Origin of the sequence: Kocuria marina, assembly GCA_014652975.1 — a bacterium.
GTDB lineage: Bacteria > Actinomycetota > Actinomycetes > Actinomycetales > Micrococcaceae > Kocuria > Kocuria marina.
The window spans coordinates 1,084,872-1,103,319 of record BMZV01000001.1; the positions used below are offsets into that span (position 1 = coordinate 1,084,872).

The window sequence follows — 18,448 nt, forward strand, 5'->3', positions numbered from 1 at the left end:
ACCGTCCCCGCCCTACTTGGCGGTGGTGTCGTCGGCGGGCAGCAGCTCGGAGATCAGCGCCTGGATCCGGGCCTTGATCTCGTCACGGATGGGCCGCACGGACTCCACGCCCTTGCCGGCCGGGTCCTCCAGCGCCCAGTCCTCGTACCGCTTGCCCGGGTAGAACGGGCATGCGTCCCCGCAGCCCATGGTGATCACCACGTCGGAGTCCTGTACCGCCGCATCGGTGAGGACCTTGGGGGTCTGGGCGCTCATGTCGATGCCCTCCTCGGCCATCGCCTCCACGGCGGCCGGGTTCACGGTCTCGGCCGGGGCGGAGCCGGCCGAGCGCACCTCGATGCGGCCTTCCGAAAGGTGGGTGAGGTAAGCGGCGGCCATCTGGGAGCGTCCGGCGTTGTGCACGCACACGAACAGGACGGAGGGCTTGTTCGTGGTCTCGGCTGGGGTCGTCGCGGTGGTCTCGGGGGTGGTCTCAGCAGTCATGGGGATCATCCGTTCGGTCGGAAGGGGGAAGAGGACAAGGGGGATGGATTAGGCGGGATTGCCGGCGGTGAGCTCGGTGAGCAGGGCCTGGACGCGGGCGTCGATGTCGTCGCGGACCAGGCGCATCCGCTCCGCGCCCTCGATCCCGCGGACGGAGGGCTCATCGGTGTGCCAGGTCTCGATGGTGCCGGCCATGCCCTCGACCGGCTCGACCTTCGCCTCATCGCCCAGCACGACCACCCGGTCGACCCGGCGCAGCAGCTCCGGGTCGATGGGCTTCGGCGTCCCGGAGGACATGTCCGCACCCACCTCGGCGACGACCTCGGCGGACAGCGCATTGATCTTGCTGCCCGGCTTGGTGCCGGCGGAGTGGACCTCGACGGCACCTGCGGCGCGCTTTTCCATGAGGGCGGCGGCCAACTGAGACTTGCCGCCGTTCTTGGCGCAGACGAACAGGACGGAGGGCTTGGTGGTCTCGGTGCTCAACTGGTGCTCCTGGGAGGTCGCGGGGTCAGCGGGTGGGGACGGTGCGGTCACCGGGGAAGAGCTTCCGCCCGGCCCACAGGGACACGTAGACCAGGGCGACGAGCACGGGCACCTCGATGAGCGGGCCGACCACCCCGGCCAGGGCCTGTCCGGAGGTGACCCCGAAGGTGCCGATGGCCACGGCGATGGCGAGCTCGAAGTTGTTGCCGGCAGCGGTGAACGCCACGGTCGTGGACTTCGCGTAGTTCAGCCCCAGGGCCCGGGAGGCGAGCAGACCGATGCCGAACATGAGGAAGAAGTAGACCAGCAGCGGCCACGCGATGCGCACCACGTCCCAGGGGTTGGAGGTGATCGCCTCGCCCTGCAGGGCGAAGAGCAGCACGATGGTGAACAGCAGGCCGTACAGCGCCCACGGCCCCAGCTTCGGCAGGAACGTGCCCTCGTACCACTCCCGGCCCTTGGCCTTCTCGCCCAGGGTGCGGGTGAGGAACCCGGCCACCAGCGGGATCCCGAGGAACACGAGCACGGAGACGACGATGGACCACACGGAGAACTCGGCCGAGGTCGTGGGCAGGCCCAGCCAGGCCGGGAGGACCTGGAGGTAGAACCAGCCCAGGGCGCCGAAGGCGATGACCTGGAAGACGGAGTTGATCGCCACCAGCACGGCGGCCGCTTCGCGGTCCCCGCAGGCGAGGTCGTTCCAGATCAGCACCATGGCGATGCAGCGGGCGAGGCCCACGATGATCAGCCCGGTGCGATATTCGGGCAGATCGGGGAGGAAGATCCAGGCCAGGGCGAACATCAGCGCGGGCCCGACGATCCAGTTCAGCACCAGCGACGCCCCCATCAGCCGCCGGTCCCCGGCCACGCGGTGGGTCTCGTCGTAGCGGACCTTGGCCAGGACGGGGTACATCATCACCAGGAGCCCGATCGCGATGGGCAGGGAGACCTCCCCGATCTTCACGGCCTCCAGGGCGGTGTTCAGGCCGGGGACGAAGCGGCCCAGGAGCAGGCCAGCGACCATGGCGGCGATGATCCAGGCTGGCAGCCAGCGGTCGAGGAAGGACAGGTCCTTCATCACCCCCTGGGAGGTAGCGGGGGCAGTGGTGGTGGTGCTCATGATCAGGGGCAGCCCTTCGTATTGACGACTATCTATCGGGAACACTAGGGGGTCACATCGACATTGGTCAATGTAGGATGGGGTGATGACTCTCGCACCCGACGTCCAGGCCACCGCCGCCGATCAGTGCGCCCCCGCCACGACGGGCACGGAGTGCTGCTCACTCTCGGCCGGGCCGATGACCGCCGACGACGCGCAGCGGCTCGCCGGCCGGCTCAAGGCCCTGTCCGACCCCACCCGCCTGCGGCTGCTCTCCCATGTGGCGGCCCAGGGCTGCGGTGCGGTCTGCGTGTGCGACCTGACCGCGGTGGTGGACATCAGCCAGCCCACCGTGAGCCACCACATGAAGAAGCTCGTCGACGCCGGGCTGCTCACCCGTGAGCAGCGCGGCAAGTGGGCCCACTACTCCGTGGTGCCCGAAGCCTTCGCCGAGCTCCGCTCCTTCCTCGACCTGCGCTGACGCGCCGGCGCTGGATTCCTCGAGCCCGGGCTCGGTCTCATCCAGCACACCGCACGAGGAGATGACCACGATGAGCAGCCATACCTCGTCCACCCGCCAGGAGATCCACGACGAGCTCGAACGGGTCCGGGCGGACTTCCACGCCCTCGTAGCGGCGGCGACGCCGGCGGATCTACGCCGGCCCTCGTCCGGTACCCGGTGGACCAACGGTCAACTGCTGTTCCACATGTTCTTCGGCTACCTCATCGTCCGGCGCCTGCTGCCCCTGGTGCGCCTGATGGGTCGACTCCCCGAACCGGTCAGTCGTGCCTTCGCCCGGTGCTGGAGGCCGGCACCCGGGCCTTCCACATCATCAACTACCAGAGCGACCGGGGCGCGGCCCGGGTGGTGCACGGTCCGCGGCTGATCCGGTGGTTCGACCGCACCCTCGACGTCCTGCAGGCCGAGCTGGAGACCGAGCCTGCGGCCGTCCTGGCCCGTGGGATGCACATGCCCGTGTCCTGGGACCCGTATTTCCGGGACTGGATGAGCCTGACCGAGATCTACCACTACGGCACCGAGCACTACGACCACCACCGACAGCAGCTGACCATCGGCCGGCCATCATGAAGAGGCCCCCTCACGAGCTCGGTGTTGCGGTCGAGATGGCCTGATCGGCGTCCGGGGTTTTGGGTGGGATCGCCAGTTCAGGATCGACCACGCTGACACTGATGGGGCCATGGGCAGGGGGACGTGAACTCCGTTCCCTCCGCTTTACATATGGCCCGGTTGTCGGACATCAAGTTGGCCGCGGTCAAAGCGGTCTCATCCTTACTGCCTACGGGCAAGCCAGATCGAATGACCTGACGGTGCATCAGTCCCGACTCTTGTGGGGTAGAACTTAGAGATTAGACCTGCACGAGGGAGTAAGCATGGATCCAGCCGAAGGTGAACGGCGAGCAGTCATTGGATTTGCCGGGCAGTATGGGCTGGCAGCCCGGATAGTGTACGACCATCTCTCCACGCTCGAGTGGATTCACATGGCTGATCCGGACGCCGGAATTGCGGATGACTTCCAGTTCAAGGCGGGTGCCAAGCGTCACGCCCTGCAAGTGAAGTGGTCTCAGTATCCCGAGTCCTTCAGCTGGAGTGCTCTGACAGGTACGTCGGCATCACAGGATTCGTTGCTCACAGGGTTGGCCCGGGCGTGGCGAGCGATCCGAACGACGTGGGATGGGCCGTTGGCTATCCACCTGTGCACCAACGGCCATCCCTCGACGAGCACGCCAGCTGCGCAATCTGTGCTCGGTTCCGCGACCATCAGCGGACCAAAGCACCTCGCGGCCTTCATGGAGCGATCATTCCGGCCGGTCCAGCGTGCCGCCCGGGGCAAATTCATGGACATGAGCGTCTTAAGAACGCTGGATGCCTTTGCGGGATGGGAGCCCGTGTGGGCGGAACTGCAGCGAGTATCAAGTCTCAGCGACGACGACTTCTTACGTTTCCTCGAGGATCTTGAGTTCGACTTCGGGATCAAGTCTGTTGACGATACGCCCTCGACGCTCGACGGGGCAGTCGACCTGCAGGCGCAGAACGACCTACGTATCCTGGCAGGCGAGCTTCAAGCTTGTGTCGCTGACCCGGCCAGACCGCGGCGTATCGACCGAGCAGAAATGCTTCATCGTCTGGGTTGGGAGACGCGCCTTCGGTACAAGAACCCACACGAGTTCCCTGTCCCTGGTACCTACACGCCAAATCACGCCGCAACCGAATCCCTGCACAAGGTGCTAGCCACCCTCGAGGGCGGGTACTTAGCGCTCGTGGGTCCAGCTGGATCGGGAAAGTCGACCCTGTTGGCCGACATCGCGATTGAGGGACGGGTCGTTCGCTACTACTCCTTCGTTCCAGACTCGCCCAACCCCCTCAGCCATCGAGGCGAGGCGGAGTCATTCCTCAACGATTTGTCCCTGGCCCTGGAAGAAGCCGGAATCGTCCGTAGCGGTCAGCCATCGGGGCTTCCGGGTCTACGGTACTGCGTCGGGCAACAGCTCACCCGGGCTCAAGAAGCGTGGAAGTCCCGAGGCGAGAGAACCGTCATCATCATCGACGGTCTCGACCACATCCCACGGGAGCAGAACCCAATCCGATCCATGCTTGAGGAGCTTCCCGCGCCGGCGGGCATCGGCGACGGTGTGTTTATCATCCTCGGCACGCAGACCACTGCCGTCGTTTCAGCAGACATCCGCGATGCACTGACCCGGTCTGGTCGCACCGTAACCCTGCCACCGATGGCGAACGACGAGGTACGACAGCTCGCGGACCAAGCAGGTCTGGGGGACTGGCTGTGGCCTGGCCAGATCGACACCTTCGTCGAAATGACTGAGGGACATCCGCTTGCCGCTACGTACCTCCTCAGCGAGTTGAGCGCACTACCGCCGCGCTTGCCAGATGAGAAGCAGCAGCGTGGCGAGGCGGAGCGCGTCCTTGCAGATGCGTCGAGGTACCGCGGGAACGTGGAGCTGCGCTACCGCGGGTACTACCAGGCAGTCAGACTAGACACCGAAGTCGTTGATCTCCTCGCCAGCGTCTCCAGATTGCGCACCTCCCTGAACCTGCAGTGGATGGCCTCGTGGGCATCCCACGATGTCGTGAGTCGATTCGCGTCAGCCACCCGGACCTTCTTTCGGGTCGAAGGCGACGAGTGGCAGTTCGTACATAACAGCTTTCGCCGCTTCCTTTCCGATGAGACCGCCCGAATCGACGGCGCCATCAGCGAGAGCCGAAACCGAGACCTTCATCTTGACCTTGCAGATCGATGTGCTGAGTCAGGTGACGCCTGGCCCACCTACCGTGACGAGGAGGTAGCGCACCGCTACCTCGCTGGAGACGATGCGCGCGTACTGGCAACGGTCACGCCCGGGGGCATGCGCTCCAAGCTCCGCGCACTCGAACCCTTACCTGTTATCCAAGACCAGACACACCTCGGTTTGCGGGCCGCAGCGAGGTCCGGCAACGACGCGGCATTTGTTCGTCTCGCGCTCTTCACCGCCGAACTCGCTCAACGCGAACAGGCCTTCAGTGCGGAGCAGCTAGCGACGGCACTGGCGGGCCTAACCCCAGCCATGAGCGCGATCGACTATGTCGTCCGCGGCTCGCAGGTTCGAATCTCCGCGAACACTGCAGCCGCGATCGCCGCGTCCTGGGCGGCAAACGGAAGCAACGCAGCCGCAGCGAAAGTACTCAATGCTCTAAACGGCATCACAGCCCTCACTGAGTCACGAGTTGCTCGGACCGGCGAGTCGGACGGCGTGTCGGACTGGGCCATCGCCACGTTCAACGTCTCTGGCCTGGACGCCGTACTTAGGCACTTGGAGCGGCACCTCCCCCTTCCGGAGCCGAAACCGGCGGGATCTCAGGGCCCGGAGAACGCAGACCGTGCAAGAGACTCCCGACTCGGACGTGAGCATGGAGATCGGCGACACCAACGCCTCGAGGTGCTATCAGCCTGCTTCGACGAACTTCTCGAAGTCCGGGACTTTGCCAACCTCAATCGTGTCAGCGAACAGATCGACGCCGAAGGCGACCTGAGCTGGCAAGTGCGCAGCCGCCTCAGACGCGCACTGACCGCTGCCGCCGACGGCGACGCCGAAGAGGCCCACGTACAGATCAAGCAGATGCTCGAACTTGGAGGATCATCCCAACCGGAGGAACTAACCGAGGGTGTACGAGTATCTCTTGAATTTCGGCTACAAGCCGCGATGTGCCTACTTTCGCTCCGCCTCAGCGACAGCGAGACGTTCCGGGCGCTGATCCCTGAGGATGACCAACCGGTCATCAACGACGATCTCGGCCGCGATCCGCAATCCTGGTACTGGCAGGTTCTGGACCTGGAAACGATCCGTCGTTATCTGACCCTTGCTCGCCGGGATCCGAGAGGTGCGCCCAAGCAAGGCGTAGAGGTTGCGGTCGACAACACGGAAACGGCAGGGACGACCGGAGCGAATGGCAGGCGCCACCTTGACCCCGGACGTCGACGCTTCATTGACGCGGTACACGCCTTGGCCCGCCTCCGGGCTGAGGCAATAGCGGCCCGCGAAGGACTAGTCGATGAGCCCAAAGTAGCCGGTCGAGCAGCCGAGATCCTTCGAGTCATTGATGTACCCCGGCAGGTAACCAACAACTGGCATGGGTGGTATCGCGTCCGGGAAGCCTTCCCAGCCCTGATTGCACACATCATTCACCTCGCCCATCGCGTCGGCGGATCCGCAGAACTCTCGCGACTCTCTGACGTCTTTGACAGGGCATGGAGCGATGAGCGCTCAACCTATTGGTCCGTCGAGTTCCGCCATGCGGCCCTCGAACAGTTCGCGACCCTCGACCAGTCCTCCCACGAGTGGATCCAGCAGAAGTTGGATGACGTCGGCTCGTTGATCGTCGACCGGGCCTACGATCCGGGATCACAGGTGGGGGCTTGGTTGAAGCACGCCGAAATCCGATCCTCGGTGAACCAACGCGCCGAAGCGCTCGACGCCGTCGCTGCCGCAGTCGAGGCCTCTCTGGGCCTCGGCATGGTCGACGACGACCAGCAACTCGCCCAATGGATGGGATGGCTCACAGCCTCAAGAAACTGCGAGTCGATTTCGGCACCCGAGTACCTCGCCGCCATCGACCGCTTCGCGACAAGACTCCCGGGCGCCGCACAGACCGATGACCGCGTAGCGGCAACTGCCGCCGAGCGGCTCGTCCGTGAGTGCTGGCAGGTGTCTCCTATGCATGCCTATCGCGTCGGCATGGCACTGTGTGACATTGGTGCGCTCCCCGAGGTCGATCTCATCGTCTCCTCCCTTCTCGGCTCCCTCGATGCTGGACACGCATCCGTTGCTACATCGTCCATGCTGGTCGCCACGGAGATGCTCCTGCCTATCACCGGCCGTGATCGCGAGCACGTGATCGAACGGATTCGAGCCTCTGTCACAGCCACCGACCGGGACATCATTGATCGTTCGATGCAAACGTGGGGATTGGTCGATGAAGGGGAGGCAACCGCGACGACACCATCGCCGGACCAGTCGGATGGCTCTTCAATTGGCGCCGTCGACCAGGAGAACTCACACGATGTGGCGGACACGACAGTCGATGGGGAAACGCCCAACACAGCCGCTGCACTGCTCGTACAGCTACGGAAACTCCCCGACCACTCCAACTTAACAGCAAATTGGTGGGACACCGCTGCAGAGGCAACCCTCCGTGACCCCATCCCACTCAATGTTGCACGAGCACTGGTAGAGGAACTTGGACGCCAGAGGCCAACCGAGCACTCATTGGGACTGGCGTGCGGTGCCCTGGCAGCTGCGGGGGGCCCGGAAGCAGCCCAGCAGGCCCTACAGATCCGCCTGACTACACTTCCCAGCAGCGGATGGTTCCGACACTACGATGGCGGCACTCGACGCAAGTTGTTCGCTGGCGCACTGTACAAAGGCGGGCCCGCTATGGCCCGCCTTGCGTTGGTCGACCTCGCCGAGACAATCGCCGGTGGCATCTTCGCCTGGACTCAGTTGGCAGACGAAATCAGGCAAATCCTGGAACTCGTCGCAGGCACCGCGGCAGTAGGCGCCGCGTGGCCGGACATCGATGCATACCTCGAGATCATCGCCCCCTGCGACTCAACGTTTCGCAAGGCAACGCTCGGGCCACAGATGAGCGCAACCGTCGACACGAGTGTGAGTGCGCTTGCGGCAATGGTCGGCGACTATCTGGGTCACCCGGCCAAGGCTCCCGAGGAAGGCACTCGTCGGGCCCTCGTGCGGCTCTTGGCGAGGGGATCCACTGAATCCGGATCGCGGACGGCCGTCTTCGCCACACTTGAGGACGCAGTCGAGCGCGGAGGATGGCCAGCCGAGTCCGCCCTTTCAGTGCTGTTGCTCTCAGAGCCGGACGACCCGCCAGCCACGCTGATAGCAGCGGTGGAGAGAACGACCGTCGGCGACGATCAAATCCTGCGGGATCTCGCTCGACGAATTTGTGTTCAATGGGGACGAACGCCGGCCAGGCCACCAGGGCGTCAGCTCTCACCTGTATATAGGATGACGTTCCCCTCGCTGCCGACCCACAAACCGCCCGAACTCGACGCCGAGGGCGTTCCCTTCGTCGACACACACGATCCCCAGCAAGTGGTCGCGCCGTTCAACGATGTCCTGGGATTCCTGGCGGAGGCAGCTGGGCTGTCGCAATCCGCTGTCATGTACCGGGCCTCTCAGCTTGCGCAAGAGACGACAGGATCCCGTTGGACCGACATTGGGCCCCGGGCATTGGGTGAGCGGTTGAAGCGTCGAGGGCAGAGACACACCTACCGACCTTGGGCGTACATGGTCGGCAGACGCGCGACCGGCCGGGTTCTTGCTGATCTCGCAGATGCGGGCCTTACGCCTGACCACTACCCAGCGTTCGCGTTTGAGCTACTGGCGCCTCAACTCTTGATGCTCGAACCCAGCCCACTCTCTGATTCAGTTTCTCGGCCCTGGCGCCCCGACTCGGTGTCGTCGTATGACACTCGTAGGTGGTGTGACGAGGCACAAGATGCACTGGCGCACTATCGAGTCAATTTAGTGTCCGCGCCCGACTTCGTCCTTGCAGAAGTCTCAGACTGGGGCAGTCTCGAGTGGGGGCTCCCCCGCGAGGAACGAAAGCTAGTCCCCGTCCACATGCGCCCTGTCAGGCCTCAAGGAATGCCAGTTCAGGCGCCGTCTGTCGAACGCGGTACAAGCGCCACATGGTATCCAGATAGGACTGGCACCTATTGGCACCACGAACAACTCGTCATCCGCGGGTACGAGAGGTTCACCAACGCACCGTTTTTTGAGTGGATCGCCTTCCATCCAGGTGCAGCTGCGGCCTTAGGTTGGGAGCCCATCGCGGGACAGCGATTCGCGTGGAAGGGCCCGGACGGCGAGTGGCGAGCTCGCACGGATTACTCGGCCCGGGGACTGCTTAGCCACGACCCGCCGGCACATAGTTACGTGGGTGAAGTATGGCAAGTGTTTCTCAGTCAGCGCGGTCGCGAAGATGTAGAACGCAAATTCGGCGCGATCGCTCGCCAGCTCTCCGTGACTCGCATTATGCCGGCGAGCCGTCGAGAGGGAACGCCAGAGAAGCGAGCGACTGCCAAAGGCGAGGTCTAGATCTGCAACTGATGGAGGTGGCGCGGCGCCACGAGGCGCAGCGGCCCGGCGAGGGCGGACTGGAGCTGTAGCCACTCGCACGACTTGGCCTCTTCAGACGAACGGTGCCCACCCCCGGAGACGTGGGCGGGCACCGTTCACGGCGTCTTGGGACCAATCAGGCTGGGACGTGCCCAAATCGTGCCCACTGACACCTATACAGAAAGCAGGTTCCCCGCTCCGACCCCGTCCTGCGGATCACAGGACGCGAGAGGCGGTCGACCAGATTCGCATCTGGCCGACCGCCTCTCGCCACGGACGGTGCTAGCCGCCCTGGTCACAGTCCCAAGTCACTTCCCTGCCGTCGCTGTCCACGAAGACGAAGTAGTACTCCGTCTCTCGTGCGATCTGCTCGCGAGCCGCCTGACGCGCAGCCTCTCGGCCTCTGACGGCCTCCTTGTAGGCCTCTCGGACCTGATGATCGAACGGCGTCTCAACTAGGTAATCCGTCTCAGCCATGGAGTTGGTTTGAGGTGTCATGATTTACCTTCTTTGAGGGTCTCAGGGTGAACCCTGTGTTGCCAGTCTAGGACGTAGGTGATAGCGGCACCAGGGGGGTGCCATGCTTGTGGATCTCAGCTCTCAGGCAGTCTCGCAGGCGTCGCCTCAGGGTCATCCAGTAGCGTTTCGGCCATGGCGAGGATGCCTCCGACAACGCGAAGGAAGGACGGACTAGCCTCGTTGAGCCCGTTCGGGTCATCAGAGTTCGCCGACAGCATGCCGTAGGCCACCCCTCGAGACTTCACCGTTACGGACGAGTAGCAAATGTAACCCCGCCCAGCCCTGCGCTCCCATCCGCACTCCCGTTCATGCTCTCCGACGTTCTTGCAGAACTCGTCACCACCTCGAAGGACCCGGTCGATGATTGCATCGTTCTCAGCGGAACCTGGAGTAATTTTTAGCCGGGAAACGGTCGCAGTCTTCTCTACGACCTCCAAGAACTTATCTCCACCAGACAGAGTCTTGAGCCGATAGAAGTTCACACGGACCGTTCCGTCGCGGTTGGTGTTACGTTCCAGGTATGCCTGAGCCTGACCTAACGCTGTAGCAGCCAATGACTCAAATGCCCGCAGCCGCGCGTCCTGTCCTTTTTGGGTTGTCTTCGACTCCTTGCTGGCCACATCAGCTAACGTGTTGAGCTTTTCGATGGTACTTAGCAACGCTCTGTCGAAGGCCTGGATCTCTGACGCTCTGGCTTCAGCGCGAAACTGCGAAACGAGTCTCCGTGCCTGATCTTTAACCCGCTGAATCTCGGCCCGGGCCTTGTCTTGAGCAGCCGCGACATCGGTGGCAGCTTGATCACGCGTAGCTTGCAGCTGACCTGGCACTTGGGCGGTGGTATGAGCCTGAAACCCCGTGCCTACTACAGTAAGCAGAGCAGCAAATCCGACGCCTACATACCCAAGCACGGGCCACGACTGTCCCTGAACGATCGGGGGAATGACGGTCAGCCCAATGGCCCCGACACCAGCCAGGATCGCGGTCCAGTAATTATCTAAGAGCCGTCCTGTTTTCTCTCCGAGGGCCATGCTCCCAAAGTGTACGTACTTCCAAAGCTGTCCACGTCGCCGACATCGATGCGCCTAGGGACTGTCCGATAAACGGTGTGTGGGGCCCGGCGGTTCTCATCAGTGAGTGGTTCTCTCGAACCGTCCGGCGAAGGTGATCGCGAACGCGTTCAGCGCCGGCTTCCACCTCATCACCCAGCGTGCTCTACCGCCACCGCTCGGATCAAGAGATCTGGTGACGAGGTAGAGGCACTTCAGCGCAGCAGCCTCATTCGGGAAGTGCCCGCGCGCCCACACCGCCCGCCGGTAACGGGCGTTGATCGACTCGATCGCGTTCGTCGTGCAGATCACCCGGCGGATCTCCACGTCGTACTCCAGGAACGGCATGAATTCCGCCCAGGAGCTCTCCCACAGCTGCACGATCGCCGGATACCGCTGGCCCCACTCGGCTTTGAACTCGGTGAACCGGTCCTTCGCCGCGGCCTCGGACGGGGCCGTGTAGACCGGCTTGAGCGCCTTGACGATCCCGTCGCGGTGTTGGCGGCCGGCGTAGCGGAAGCTGTTGCGGATCAGGTGCACGATGCACTGCTGAACCACCGTCTGCGTCCAGGTGGTGTTGATCGCCTCCGGCAGGCCCTTGAGTCCGTCACAGACGGCGATGAGCACGTCCTCGACGCCCCGATTCTTCAGCTCGGAGAAGACCTGCAGCCAGAACCGGGCGCCCTCGGCGCCGTCACCGGCCCAGATCCCGAGGATGTCGCGTTCCCCGTGCACGGTGACGCCCATGACGACGTAGAACGGGGTGTTGCGCACCTGCCCGTCGCGGACTTTGACCACGATCGCGTCGACGAAGAGCACCGGGTAGAGCGGGTCCAGGGGGCGCGAAGACCACTCGGCCAGCTCGCCGGCGACCTTCTCGGTAATCCGGCTGATGGTGTCCTTGGAGACCCTGGCCCCGTAGACCTCCTCGAAGTGCGCCGCGATCTCCCCGGTGGTCAGCCCGCGGGCCGACAGGGAGAGGACGATCTGATCGATCCCGTCCAGGCGCCGCTTGCGCTTGGGCACGATCACCGGCTCGAAGGACCCGTCCCGGCCCCGAGGCACCTCGATCTCGACGGGGCCGATCTCGGTCAGCACGGTCTTCACTCGGGTCCCGTTGCGCATGTTGGCCGCGATCGGGGTCTGCCCGTGGTCGTGGCCCAGGTGTTCGGTCAGTTCGGCTTCCAGGGCGGTTTCCAGGACGTTCTTCATCAGCTGGTTCAGCAGCCCGCCCGGGCCGACCAGACTCACGCCTTGCTCCTTCGCCTGGGCCAGCAGCCGCTCGACGAGGTCCTTCTGATCGATGATCTCTCCCGTCACGGGATCGATCATCTCCTCTGTCCTGTCTGTCGTGAAGTCGGTCACGGCCGTCTCCTTTCGGATCAGGCCGGACCCTCACACACCGTTTTTCTTACAGTCCCCCACAACCGTGCCCTTTTGTCTCATTTGCCTGTCTCATTTGCTATCGTCTCAACAAACCGAAAACAGTCGAGTTATTGAGACGAGGACCGGATGGCAAGCCTGGGATACGCGCGCGTGAGCACTGTCGAGCAGAACGCGGACCTACAGACCCGCGCCCTGAAGGACGCGGGATGCCAGAAGGTCTACACCGACCATGGGGTCAGTGGGACCAAGGCCAAGCGCCCCCAGCTCGACAAGCTGCTCGAGCACGCCCGCGCCGGGGACGAGGTCGTGGTGTGGAAACTCGACCGGCTGGGACGCAACACCCGTCAGCTGCTTGAGCTGATCGACCGGCTCGAGTCCCAGGGCATCAACTTCCGGTCCCTTACCGAGGGGATCGCAACCACCGGGCCGATGGGCAAGGCAATGCTCACAGTGATGTCCGCTTTCGCGCAGCTCGAACGCGACCAACTTGCCGAACGCACCAAGGCCGGGTTGGCCGCGGCCGCGGCCCGCGGCCGTAGAGGTGGTCGGCCGGCAGTCACCCCAGAGACGGAAAGGGTTCGCCAGGCTGGCCAGTACCGGCATGCGGGACTCACGCCGCCGGAGATCGCCAAGCTGCTCGGGGTCAGCCGGGCTACTGTATACCGCTACCTCGCTTTGGCATCCGGTGAGGCCAGCGGGTAAGTCCATCTGGTAGACGCCGTTGCCCCTTGTCCTGCCCCCTGGGGCGTTCACGACGTCGTCGCGGAACTCCTGGGGATGGGGCTTGGGCGCGGTGTTCATTCTTCTAGCGATGCCTCACAGCGTCACAGATCAGATGTCACCTATTCGTGCAGCAGTCCCAAGGGCTGTATAGAACGTCTGGCGGCCTTGAACCGCGCAGCCACTTCGGTTTTGGGGATCCCCATGTCGACCATGGCCCGCGCCTGCTCTACGTCGTCTGCCGACAGCTTGGGAGTCTGCGCATACTTCCCGCTAGCCTTCGCGATCGCTATCCCCTCAGCCTGCCGCTCTTTGATCCTGCGCCGCTCAAACTCCGCGAAGGCCGCAAGGATTCCCAGCATCAACGAATCTAGTGGAGACGCGCCGTGGCAGTCCACGGTGATCCGCTCCGAAACGAACCCGACCGCTGCACCCTTCTGGGCGATCTCCTCCACCAGGTTGTAGAGATCCCGCGTATCGCGGCCGTCCAAGCCACGGACGGATCGGCGGTCTGCGCGGCATCCAGCTCCGCGCGGAGGGTTTTGGCACCCTTCTCCGTGGTGGCGTAGATGTAGGCGGTGCGGCACTGGTATGAGGCGCCCCGCTCGGGGCGCTCATGAAGTGTCTCCGTGATCTCGGGAACGAATCATCTCTTCTCCGGCCTGCGACACGAGGAGCCCGGGACCGACCGGCCCCGGGCTCTTCCTGCGCTAGTGACTTAGGGAGTCACTTCTTCATGGTCAAAGACTTCTGCTCTTCCAGCCGCAGGGCGATCCCGACAGCCAGGAAGGTCGGTGCCCACTGGCCGACGAAGATGCCCCAGCGGTCGGACTGTGCCCGTGAGTCATCGGGCTTGCCACGCGAGGCGAGCCAGGACGCGAACGTCATCCCGGTGGAGCCGAAACCGGCCGCGTAGGCGTACTCGGACTTGATTCCCATGCTGTGAAGCCACTTGATCATTGCAGCCTTCAGAGGTTGTAGATGTGTTGATACATGCGGGGTGGGTGAACGCGAGGGTATCAGCCGGATGCGACCGGGGACACCGTCGAAGGTCGCCCGCGGGCCTATTCCTTGTTGAGTTTGTCCTGAATGGTTCCAGCGGCCTTCTCGACGATGTTCGGCAGCTCCGTGGTGCCGTAGAACCGGGCATCGGGATGGGTGGGAGGCGGCATCGGCACTCCCGGCATCGGCTCGGGCTGATAGGAGAACTCGGCCTTGCCGTCCGGGGTCGGGCCCGAGGCCCACGATCCCTGCTCCATCGCCTCCCCGTCCGAGAAGTTGTAGGCGGTGTAGGCGTGCTCGCTGGCCTCCTTGGACTGTGGGAAGTTGCTCGGCACCGGCATCTCCTCCAGACCGTCCGCCTGCAACTCACGTACCGCCGCGACCCACTGGTTCTGGTGCATGGTGTCCCGGGCCAGCAGGAAGGACAACAGGTCCCGGATCCCCGGATCGTCGGTCATGTGATACAGCCGCGCCACCTGGGTCCGGCCCTGCATCTCCGCATTCACGTTCGAGGTCATGTCCGCCAGCAGGTTGCCGCTGGCGGTGACATACCCGGCAGTCCACGGATTGCCCATGCTGTCCACCGGCCGCGCCCCGGCACCGGAGACGATCGCCTGCTGCATATCCGTCCCGCCGATCACCGCGGCCACGGCCGGATCATCCTGGACGGCATCCTCGGTGATACCCAACGGCGCCTTCTCCAGCAGCTGGGCCACCATGGTGGCCAGCATCTCCACGTGGCCGAACTCCTCCGCCGCCGTGCTGAACAACAGGTCACGGTACTTGCCGGGAATGTGCGCGTTCCACGCCTGGAAGCTGTACTGCATCGCCACCGTGATCTCCCCATACTGGCCCCCGATCACCTCCTGAAGCTTGCGCGCATACACCGCATCAGGCTTCTCCGGTCTGGAGTTGTACTGGAGCTTCTGCTGATGAATGAACATACTGCGTCTCCTTCTCTAGGCGGGCAGGGTGTTCCCTCCCCGCGTATCGGCCTGACTCGACTCACGGTAACTGCCGCACTGCCTCACCCCAAGGGCTAACCAACTGCAGTATTTCCCCGTCTGAGCCGACTCTGTGTCGGAGTCGACTCCAACAGTGGGGCGAGCCGGGCGACTCCGAATCCATCGACGGACCCGACGTCTGGTCGACATAACTGGCCGGCGGGGTAGAGATGTTCGTATCCACCATCGTCCTGGGCAGCTAATCCATACCCTGGTGCAGAACGGTGGTGCCGAGGATCTCGAGCGTCCAGTCAGGACTCAACTCTTCTGCTGGTATCGGAGCGGGTCTGAGCAAACTGAGTACCCCGGCGGCCAGCCGGGTCTACTGTTGCTTCATGTTATCAACCTCTACCAGCGCCCAAGGGCGGGGTCTGCGCCGTACGGTCACCACTGCGGGCCTGTTCCTGTTCATCCTCGGTGACGTGCTCGGTGCCGGCGTGTACGTATTGGCCGGTGAGATCGCCGGGATCGCGGGAGGCGCCGTCTGGGTGCCGCTCGTGGTGGCCCTCGTTCTCGCGTTGCTCACCGCCGGTTCCTATGCCGAACTCGCCACCAAGTATCCGAGGGCCGGCGGGTCATCCCATTACGCCACCCGGGCCTTCGGTCCGTTCGTCGGCTTCCTGGTGGGGTTCTGCATGCTCTCGGCGGGCATCATCTCAGTGGGGGCGCTGGCCCTGGGCTTCGCAGGTGACTACCTGACAGAGTTCATCACCCTCCCCACAACCTTGGTCGTGGTCGTTTTCCTGGGTCTGCTCGCAGCACTGAACGCGCGGGGCATCTCGGAGTCGATGGGCGCCAACCGGGTGGCCACGATCATCGAGGTCTCCGGCCTGCTCCTGGTCATTGTCCTCGGCGCGATCGTGGTGGCCCGGGGTGACGGCGACCTTAGTCGGTTGACCGAGCTGGGGACATCTGAGAACGGCCCACTCGCCGCCGTCTTCGCCGGTTCCGTGCTGGCCTTCTATTCCTATGTGGGCTTCGAGACCAGTGTGAACATCGCCGAGGAGACCAAGGATCCGGCCCGGTCCTACCCCCGGGCGCTTTTCGGCGCTCTCATCATCGCCGGCGTTGTCTACGCACTGGTGGGGGTCGCGGCCTCGGCGGTCGTCCCGACGGCTGACCTGGCCGAGAGCAGCGCTCCTCTGCTGCAGGTCGTCACCGCCGCGGGCATCATCCCTCCGGTGGTCTTCAGCCTCATAGCCCTGGTGGCAGTGGCCAACGGCGCCCTGCTGACCGGCATCATGTCCTCCCGCCTGGCCTACGGCATGGCCCGCGACGGGCTTCTGCCAGCAGGGCTGGCCCGGCTACTGCCCCGCCGTCGGACACCGTGGGTGGCCATCATCGTCACCACCGGCCTCTCCCTGGTTCTCTCCCTCACTGGGACGCTCGAGATTCTCGCCAGCACCATGGTCCTGCTGCTGCTCGTGGTGTTTGCCGCGGTCAACACCGCCGTCCTGGTGCTGCGCCGCGATGCCGTTCAGCACCGCCATTTCCGCGTCCCGTCCTTCTTGCCGGTCGCCGGTCTCGTCTCCTGCATCGGCCTGGCCACGCAGGTCGAGGGAGAGGTCTGGCGGCTCGGCCTGCCCTTCCTCGCCGTCGCTGCCGTCCTGGCCGGCATCGCAGCCTGGCGTCATCGCCGCCGCGCCACCTGACAGGGCAAAATGAAAGGGGCTAGGGTCACAATCACCCAAGTCGCCCGCAGAAGTCGGCGCCAGTAGACGGCAGTATCGTCCCCACCTTGGCACCTGTCTTCCAGTCTTCTGGCATGGCACCGATGTATGGCGTAAGTCTGGATGCCCCCCCATGTTGCCGCTTGCAGACGAGGGGCTGTGTCAAGAGCGCTACGTTGCAGCGGGTAGGTCGCGGATGCGTCGGTAGAGGGTGGCTCGGGACATGCCCAGATCGCGGGCGACCTGTGTGGCGGGCTGGCCGGACTCGACCAGGTGGGCGGCACTGCGGATCTGCGACTCGGTAAAGGTCGGGCGCCGGCCGCCGAGGTCCTGACCGGCGGCCCGTCGTTTGGCGACGGAGTCGGTGATGCGTTCGCGCTTGATCTCCAGCTCCATCTGGGCCAAGGCGGCCATCACCGTGAACACCATCGAGCCCATCGGCGTGTGAGTGTCCACGTCTCCCCCACCCAGGTTCAGCACCCGCAGCCCTGCACCTCGTTCTCTGAGGGTCTCGGCGAAGGCGAGCATGTTCTGGGTGGACCGGCCCAGCCGGTCCAGGGTGGTGATCACCAGGGTGTCCCCCTCATGCAGCGCGGCGATCGCTTTGTCGAACTTCGGCCGGGAGGCCCGGGCCCCGGACACCCCCTGATCGACGTAGAGGTCATCCCGCCGGACCCCGGCCGCTAGCAGGTCCTCGACCTGCCGGTCGGCATCCTGCCGCCGGGTCGAGACCCGCGCATAACCGATGAGCTTTCCCATGACGACCCCGAGTGTCTCGCAACCAACGATGAGTGCACAACTCTAGTCACTGGGTTACGATACATAGTTGTGAGAATCGCCGAGGGTAGAAGAAACCCGGAAATTCGCGCTTTCGTCATGCCCTCACGTAGGCGCTCACGAGACGTCTCGCATCCCTTGCTTTACGAGGCGACACTGTAAGTTCAGCTCATACTGTATAGTTCAGTGAATGCTGACTATTGCCTCTCGTGTTGACGTGATGAACCGGTTGGGCCGGGCGATGGCCGACCCCACCCGGTCGCGGATCCTGATGACCTTGCTGGAACGGTCGGCCTACCCGGCCGAACTGGCGCGGGACTTGGGGCTGACCCGGTCGAACGTGTCGAACCACCTGGCGTGCTTGCGGGACTGCGGGATCGCGGTCGCCGTGGCCGAGGGCCGCCAGACCCGGTACGAGATCGCCGATGCACACCTGGCGCGGGCGCTGACTGCTCTGGTCGAGGTCACCCTCGCGGTGGATGAGAGTGCCCCGTGCCTGGACCCGGCCTGCTCCGTGCCCGGCTGCTACGAGAAGGGGGTGGGCGCGTGATCCTGTCCTCAACCCTCCAGGCGATCGGTCTGTTCCTGGTTACCAAC

17 protein-coding genes are annotated in these 18,448 nt (G+C 64.3%); 7 read left to right on the forward strand and 10 right to left on the reverse strand.

The genetic code is table 11. The features are described from left to right. Positions 1-12: 12 nt before the first annotated feature. The 3 genes from IE157_RS05075 to arsB are packed head-to-tail and all read right to left on the reverse strand — an operon-like array spanning position 13 to position 2,089. A complete protein-coding gene (locus IE157_RS05075) occupies positions 13-483 on the reverse strand; it encodes an arsenate reductase ArsC (protein WP_144999365.1) in 471 nt (156 codons plus the stop codon). Positions 484-531: 48 nt separating this feature from the next. Beyond that, positions 532-969, reverse strand: coding sequence for an arsenate-mycothiol transferase ArsC (locus tag IE157_RS05080; protein ID WP_110920612.1), 438 nt, complete (start codon positions 967-969; stop codon positions 532-534). 25 nt (positions 970-994) lie between these two features. After that, a complete protein-coding gene (arsB, locus tag IE157_RS05085; RefSeq protein ID WP_144999363.1) occupies positions 995-2,089 on the reverse strand; it encodes an ACR3 family arsenite efflux transporter in 1,095 nt (364 codons plus the stop codon). Positions 2,090-2,174: 85 nt separating this feature from the next. Here arsB and IE157_RS05090 point away from each other — a divergent pair, with 85 nt between their 5' ends. The 4 genes from IE157_RS05090 to IE157_RS05100 all read left to right on the forward strand — a co-directional run bounded on the left by IE157_RS05090 (position 2,175) and on the right by IE157_RS05100 (position 9,706). Further along, positions 2,175-2,549, forward strand: coding sequence for an ArsR/SmtB family transcription factor (locus IE157_RS05090; protein WP_110920613.1), 375 nt, complete (start codon positions 2,175-2,177; stop codon positions 2,547-2,549). A gap of 70 nt (positions 2,550-2,619) precedes the next feature. After that, positions 2,620-2,955, forward strand: coding sequence for a DinB family protein (locus IE157_RS13085; protein ID WP_404820585.1), 336 nt, complete (start codon positions 2,620-2,622; stop codon positions 2,953-2,955). Continuing rightward, a complete protein-coding gene (locus tag IE157_RS12840; RefSeq protein WP_318281325.1) occupies positions 2,868-3,158 on the forward strand; it encodes a hypothetical protein in 291 nt (96 codons plus the stop codon). Before IE157_RS13085 ends, IE157_RS12840 begins: the two co-directional genes overlap by 88 nt. Positions 3,159-3,460: 302 nt before the next feature. Beyond that, positions 3,461-9,706 carry an ATP-binding protein gene (locus IE157_RS05100; RefSeq protein WP_193519283.1) on the forward strand — a complete coding sequence of 2,082 codons (6,246 nt, stop codon included), beginning with the start codon at positions 3,461-3,463 and terminating at the stop codon, positions 9,704-9,706. A gap of 303 nt (positions 9,707-10,009) precedes the next feature. Here the strand turns inward: IE157_RS05100 and IE157_RS05105 are convergent, their stop codons facing one another. The 3 genes from IE157_RS05105 to IE157_RS05115 form a co-directional block, all read right to left on the reverse strand. After that, positions 10,010-10,204, reverse strand: a complete 195-nt coding sequence (locus IE157_RS05105) for a hypothetical protein (protein WP_144999357.1) — start codon at positions 10,202-10,204, stop codon at positions 10,010-10,012. Positions 10,205-10,320: 116 nt separating this feature from the next. Beyond that, entirely contained in the window at positions 10,321-11,274 is a 954-nt protein-coding gene (locus IE157_RS05110) for an ATP synthase subunit B family protein (protein WP_193519284.1), read from the reverse strand. 99 nt (positions 11,275-11,373) lie between these two features. Next, positions 11,374-12,624 (reverse strand): IS256 family transposase, encoded by a 1,251-nt coding sequence (locus IE157_RS05115; protein WP_193519355.1) that lies wholly within the window; start codon positions 12,622-12,624, stop codon positions 11,374-11,376. Positions 12,625-12,804: 180 nt separating this feature from the next. Here IE157_RS05115 and IE157_RS05120 point away from each other — a divergent pair, with 180 nt between their 5' ends. Further along, positions 12,805-13,380 carry a recombinase family protein gene (locus tag IE157_RS05120; protein WP_035965574.1) on the forward strand — a complete coding sequence of 192 codons (576 nt, stop codon included), beginning with the start codon at positions 12,805-12,807 and terminating at the stop codon, positions 13,378-13,380. A gap of 140 nt (positions 13,381-13,520) precedes the next feature. Here IE157_RS05120 and IE157_RS05125 read toward each other — a convergent pair whose 3' ends face one another. The 3 genes from IE157_RS05125 to IE157_RS05135 all read right to left on the reverse strand — a co-directional run bounded on the left by IE157_RS05125 (position 13,521) and on the right by IE157_RS05135 (position 15,344). After that, complete coding sequence (locus IE157_RS05125) at positions 13,521-13,853, reverse strand: recombinase family protein (protein ID WP_240919039.1); 333 nt, start codon at positions 13,851-13,853, stop codon at positions 13,521-13,523. A gap of 271 nt (positions 13,854-14,124) precedes the next feature. After that, on the reverse strand, positions 14,125-14,358 hold the full coding sequence (locus tag IE157_RS05130) for a hypothetical protein (RefSeq protein WP_144999353.1): 234 nt from the start codon (positions 14,356-14,358) through the stop codon (positions 14,125-14,127). Positions 14,359-14,462: 104 nt separating this feature from the next. Continuing rightward, positions 14,463-15,344: a manganese catalase family protein gene (locus IE157_RS05135; protein WP_035965578.1), complete on the reverse strand. Its 882-nt coding sequence runs from the start codon at positions 15,342-15,344 to the stop codon at positions 14,463-14,465. A gap of 395 nt (positions 15,345-15,739) precedes the next feature. On the opposite strand from IE157_RS05135, the gene IE157_RS05140 reads away from it, so the two are divergent. Next, on the forward strand, positions 15,740-17,056 hold the full coding sequence (locus IE157_RS05140) for an APC family permease (RefSeq protein WP_193519285.1): 1,317 nt from the start codon (positions 15,740-15,742) through the stop codon (positions 17,054-17,056). A gap of 189 nt (positions 17,057-17,245) precedes the next feature. Here the strand turns inward: IE157_RS05140 and IE157_RS05145 are convergent, their stop codons facing one another. Continuing rightward, positions 17,246-17,833, reverse strand: a complete 588-nt coding sequence (locus IE157_RS05145; RefSeq protein ID WP_144999350.1) for a recombinase family protein — start codon at positions 17,831-17,833, stop codon at positions 17,246-17,248. Positions 17,834-18,041: 208 nt separating this feature from the next. Here IE157_RS05145 and cmtR point away from each other — a divergent pair, with 208 nt between their 5' ends. Further along, a complete protein-coding gene (gene cmtR, locus IE157_RS05150; protein ID WP_193519286.1) occupies positions 18,042-18,401 on the forward strand; it encodes a Cd(II)/Pb(II)-sensing metalloregulatory transcriptional regulator CmtR in 360 nt (119 codons plus the stop codon). Positions 18,402-18,448: the final 47 nt, after the last annotated feature.

Coding starts and splice junctions, on each gene's coding strand:
- IE157_RS05100 (WP_193519283.1), top strand. CDS start 3,461: ATGGATCCAGCCGAAGGTGAACGGCGAGCAGTCATTGGATTTGCCGGG.
- IE157_RS05075 (WP_144999365.1), bottom strand. CDS start 483: ATGACTGCTGAGACCACCCCCGAGACCACCGCGACGACCCCAGCCGAG.
- IE157_RS05140 (WP_193519285.1), top strand. CDS start 15,740: ATGTTATCAACCTCTACCAGCGCCCAAGGGCGGGGTCTGCGCCGTACG.
- IE157_RS05105 (WP_144999357.1), bottom strand. CDS start 10,204: ATGGCTGAGACGGATTACCTAGTTGAGACGCCGTTCGATCATCAGGTC.
- IE157_RS05090 (WP_110920613.1), top strand. CDS start 2,175: ATGACTCTCGCACCCGACGTCCAGGCCACCGCCGCCGATCAGTGCGCC.
- arsB (WP_144999363.1), bottom strand. CDS start 2,089: ATGAGCACCACCACCACTGCCCCCGCTACCTCCCAGGGGGTGATGAAG.
- IE157_RS05120 (WP_035965574.1), top strand. CDS start 12,805: ATGGCAAGCCTGGGATACGCGCGCGTGAGCACTGTCGAGCAGAACGCG.
- IE157_RS05145 (WP_144999350.1), bottom strand. CDS start 17,833: ATGGGAAAGCTCATCGGTTATGCGCGGGTCTCGACCCGGCGGCAGGAT.
- IE157_RS05115 (WP_193519355.1), bottom strand. CDS start 12,624: ATGATCGATCCCGTGACGGGAGAGATCATCGATCAGAAGGACCTCGTC.
- IE157_RS05110 (WP_193519284.1), bottom strand. CDS start 11,274: ATGGCCCTCGGAGAGAAAACAGGACGGCTCTTAGATAATTACTGGACC.
- IE157_RS05135 (WP_035965578.1), bottom strand. CDS start 15,344: ATGTTCATTCATCAGCAGAAGCTCCAGTACAACTCCAGACCGGAGAAG.
- IE157_RS13085 (WP_404820585.1), top strand. CDS start 2,620: ATGAGCAGCCATACCTCGTCCACCCGCCAGGAGATCCACGACGAGCTC.
- cmtR (WP_193519286.1), top strand. CDS start 18,042: ATGCTGACTATTGCCTCTCGTGTTGACGTGATGAACCGGTTGGGCCGG.
- IE157_RS05130 (WP_144999353.1), bottom strand. CDS start 14,358: ATGATCAAGTGGCTTCACAGCATGGGAATCAAGTCCGAGTACGCCTAC.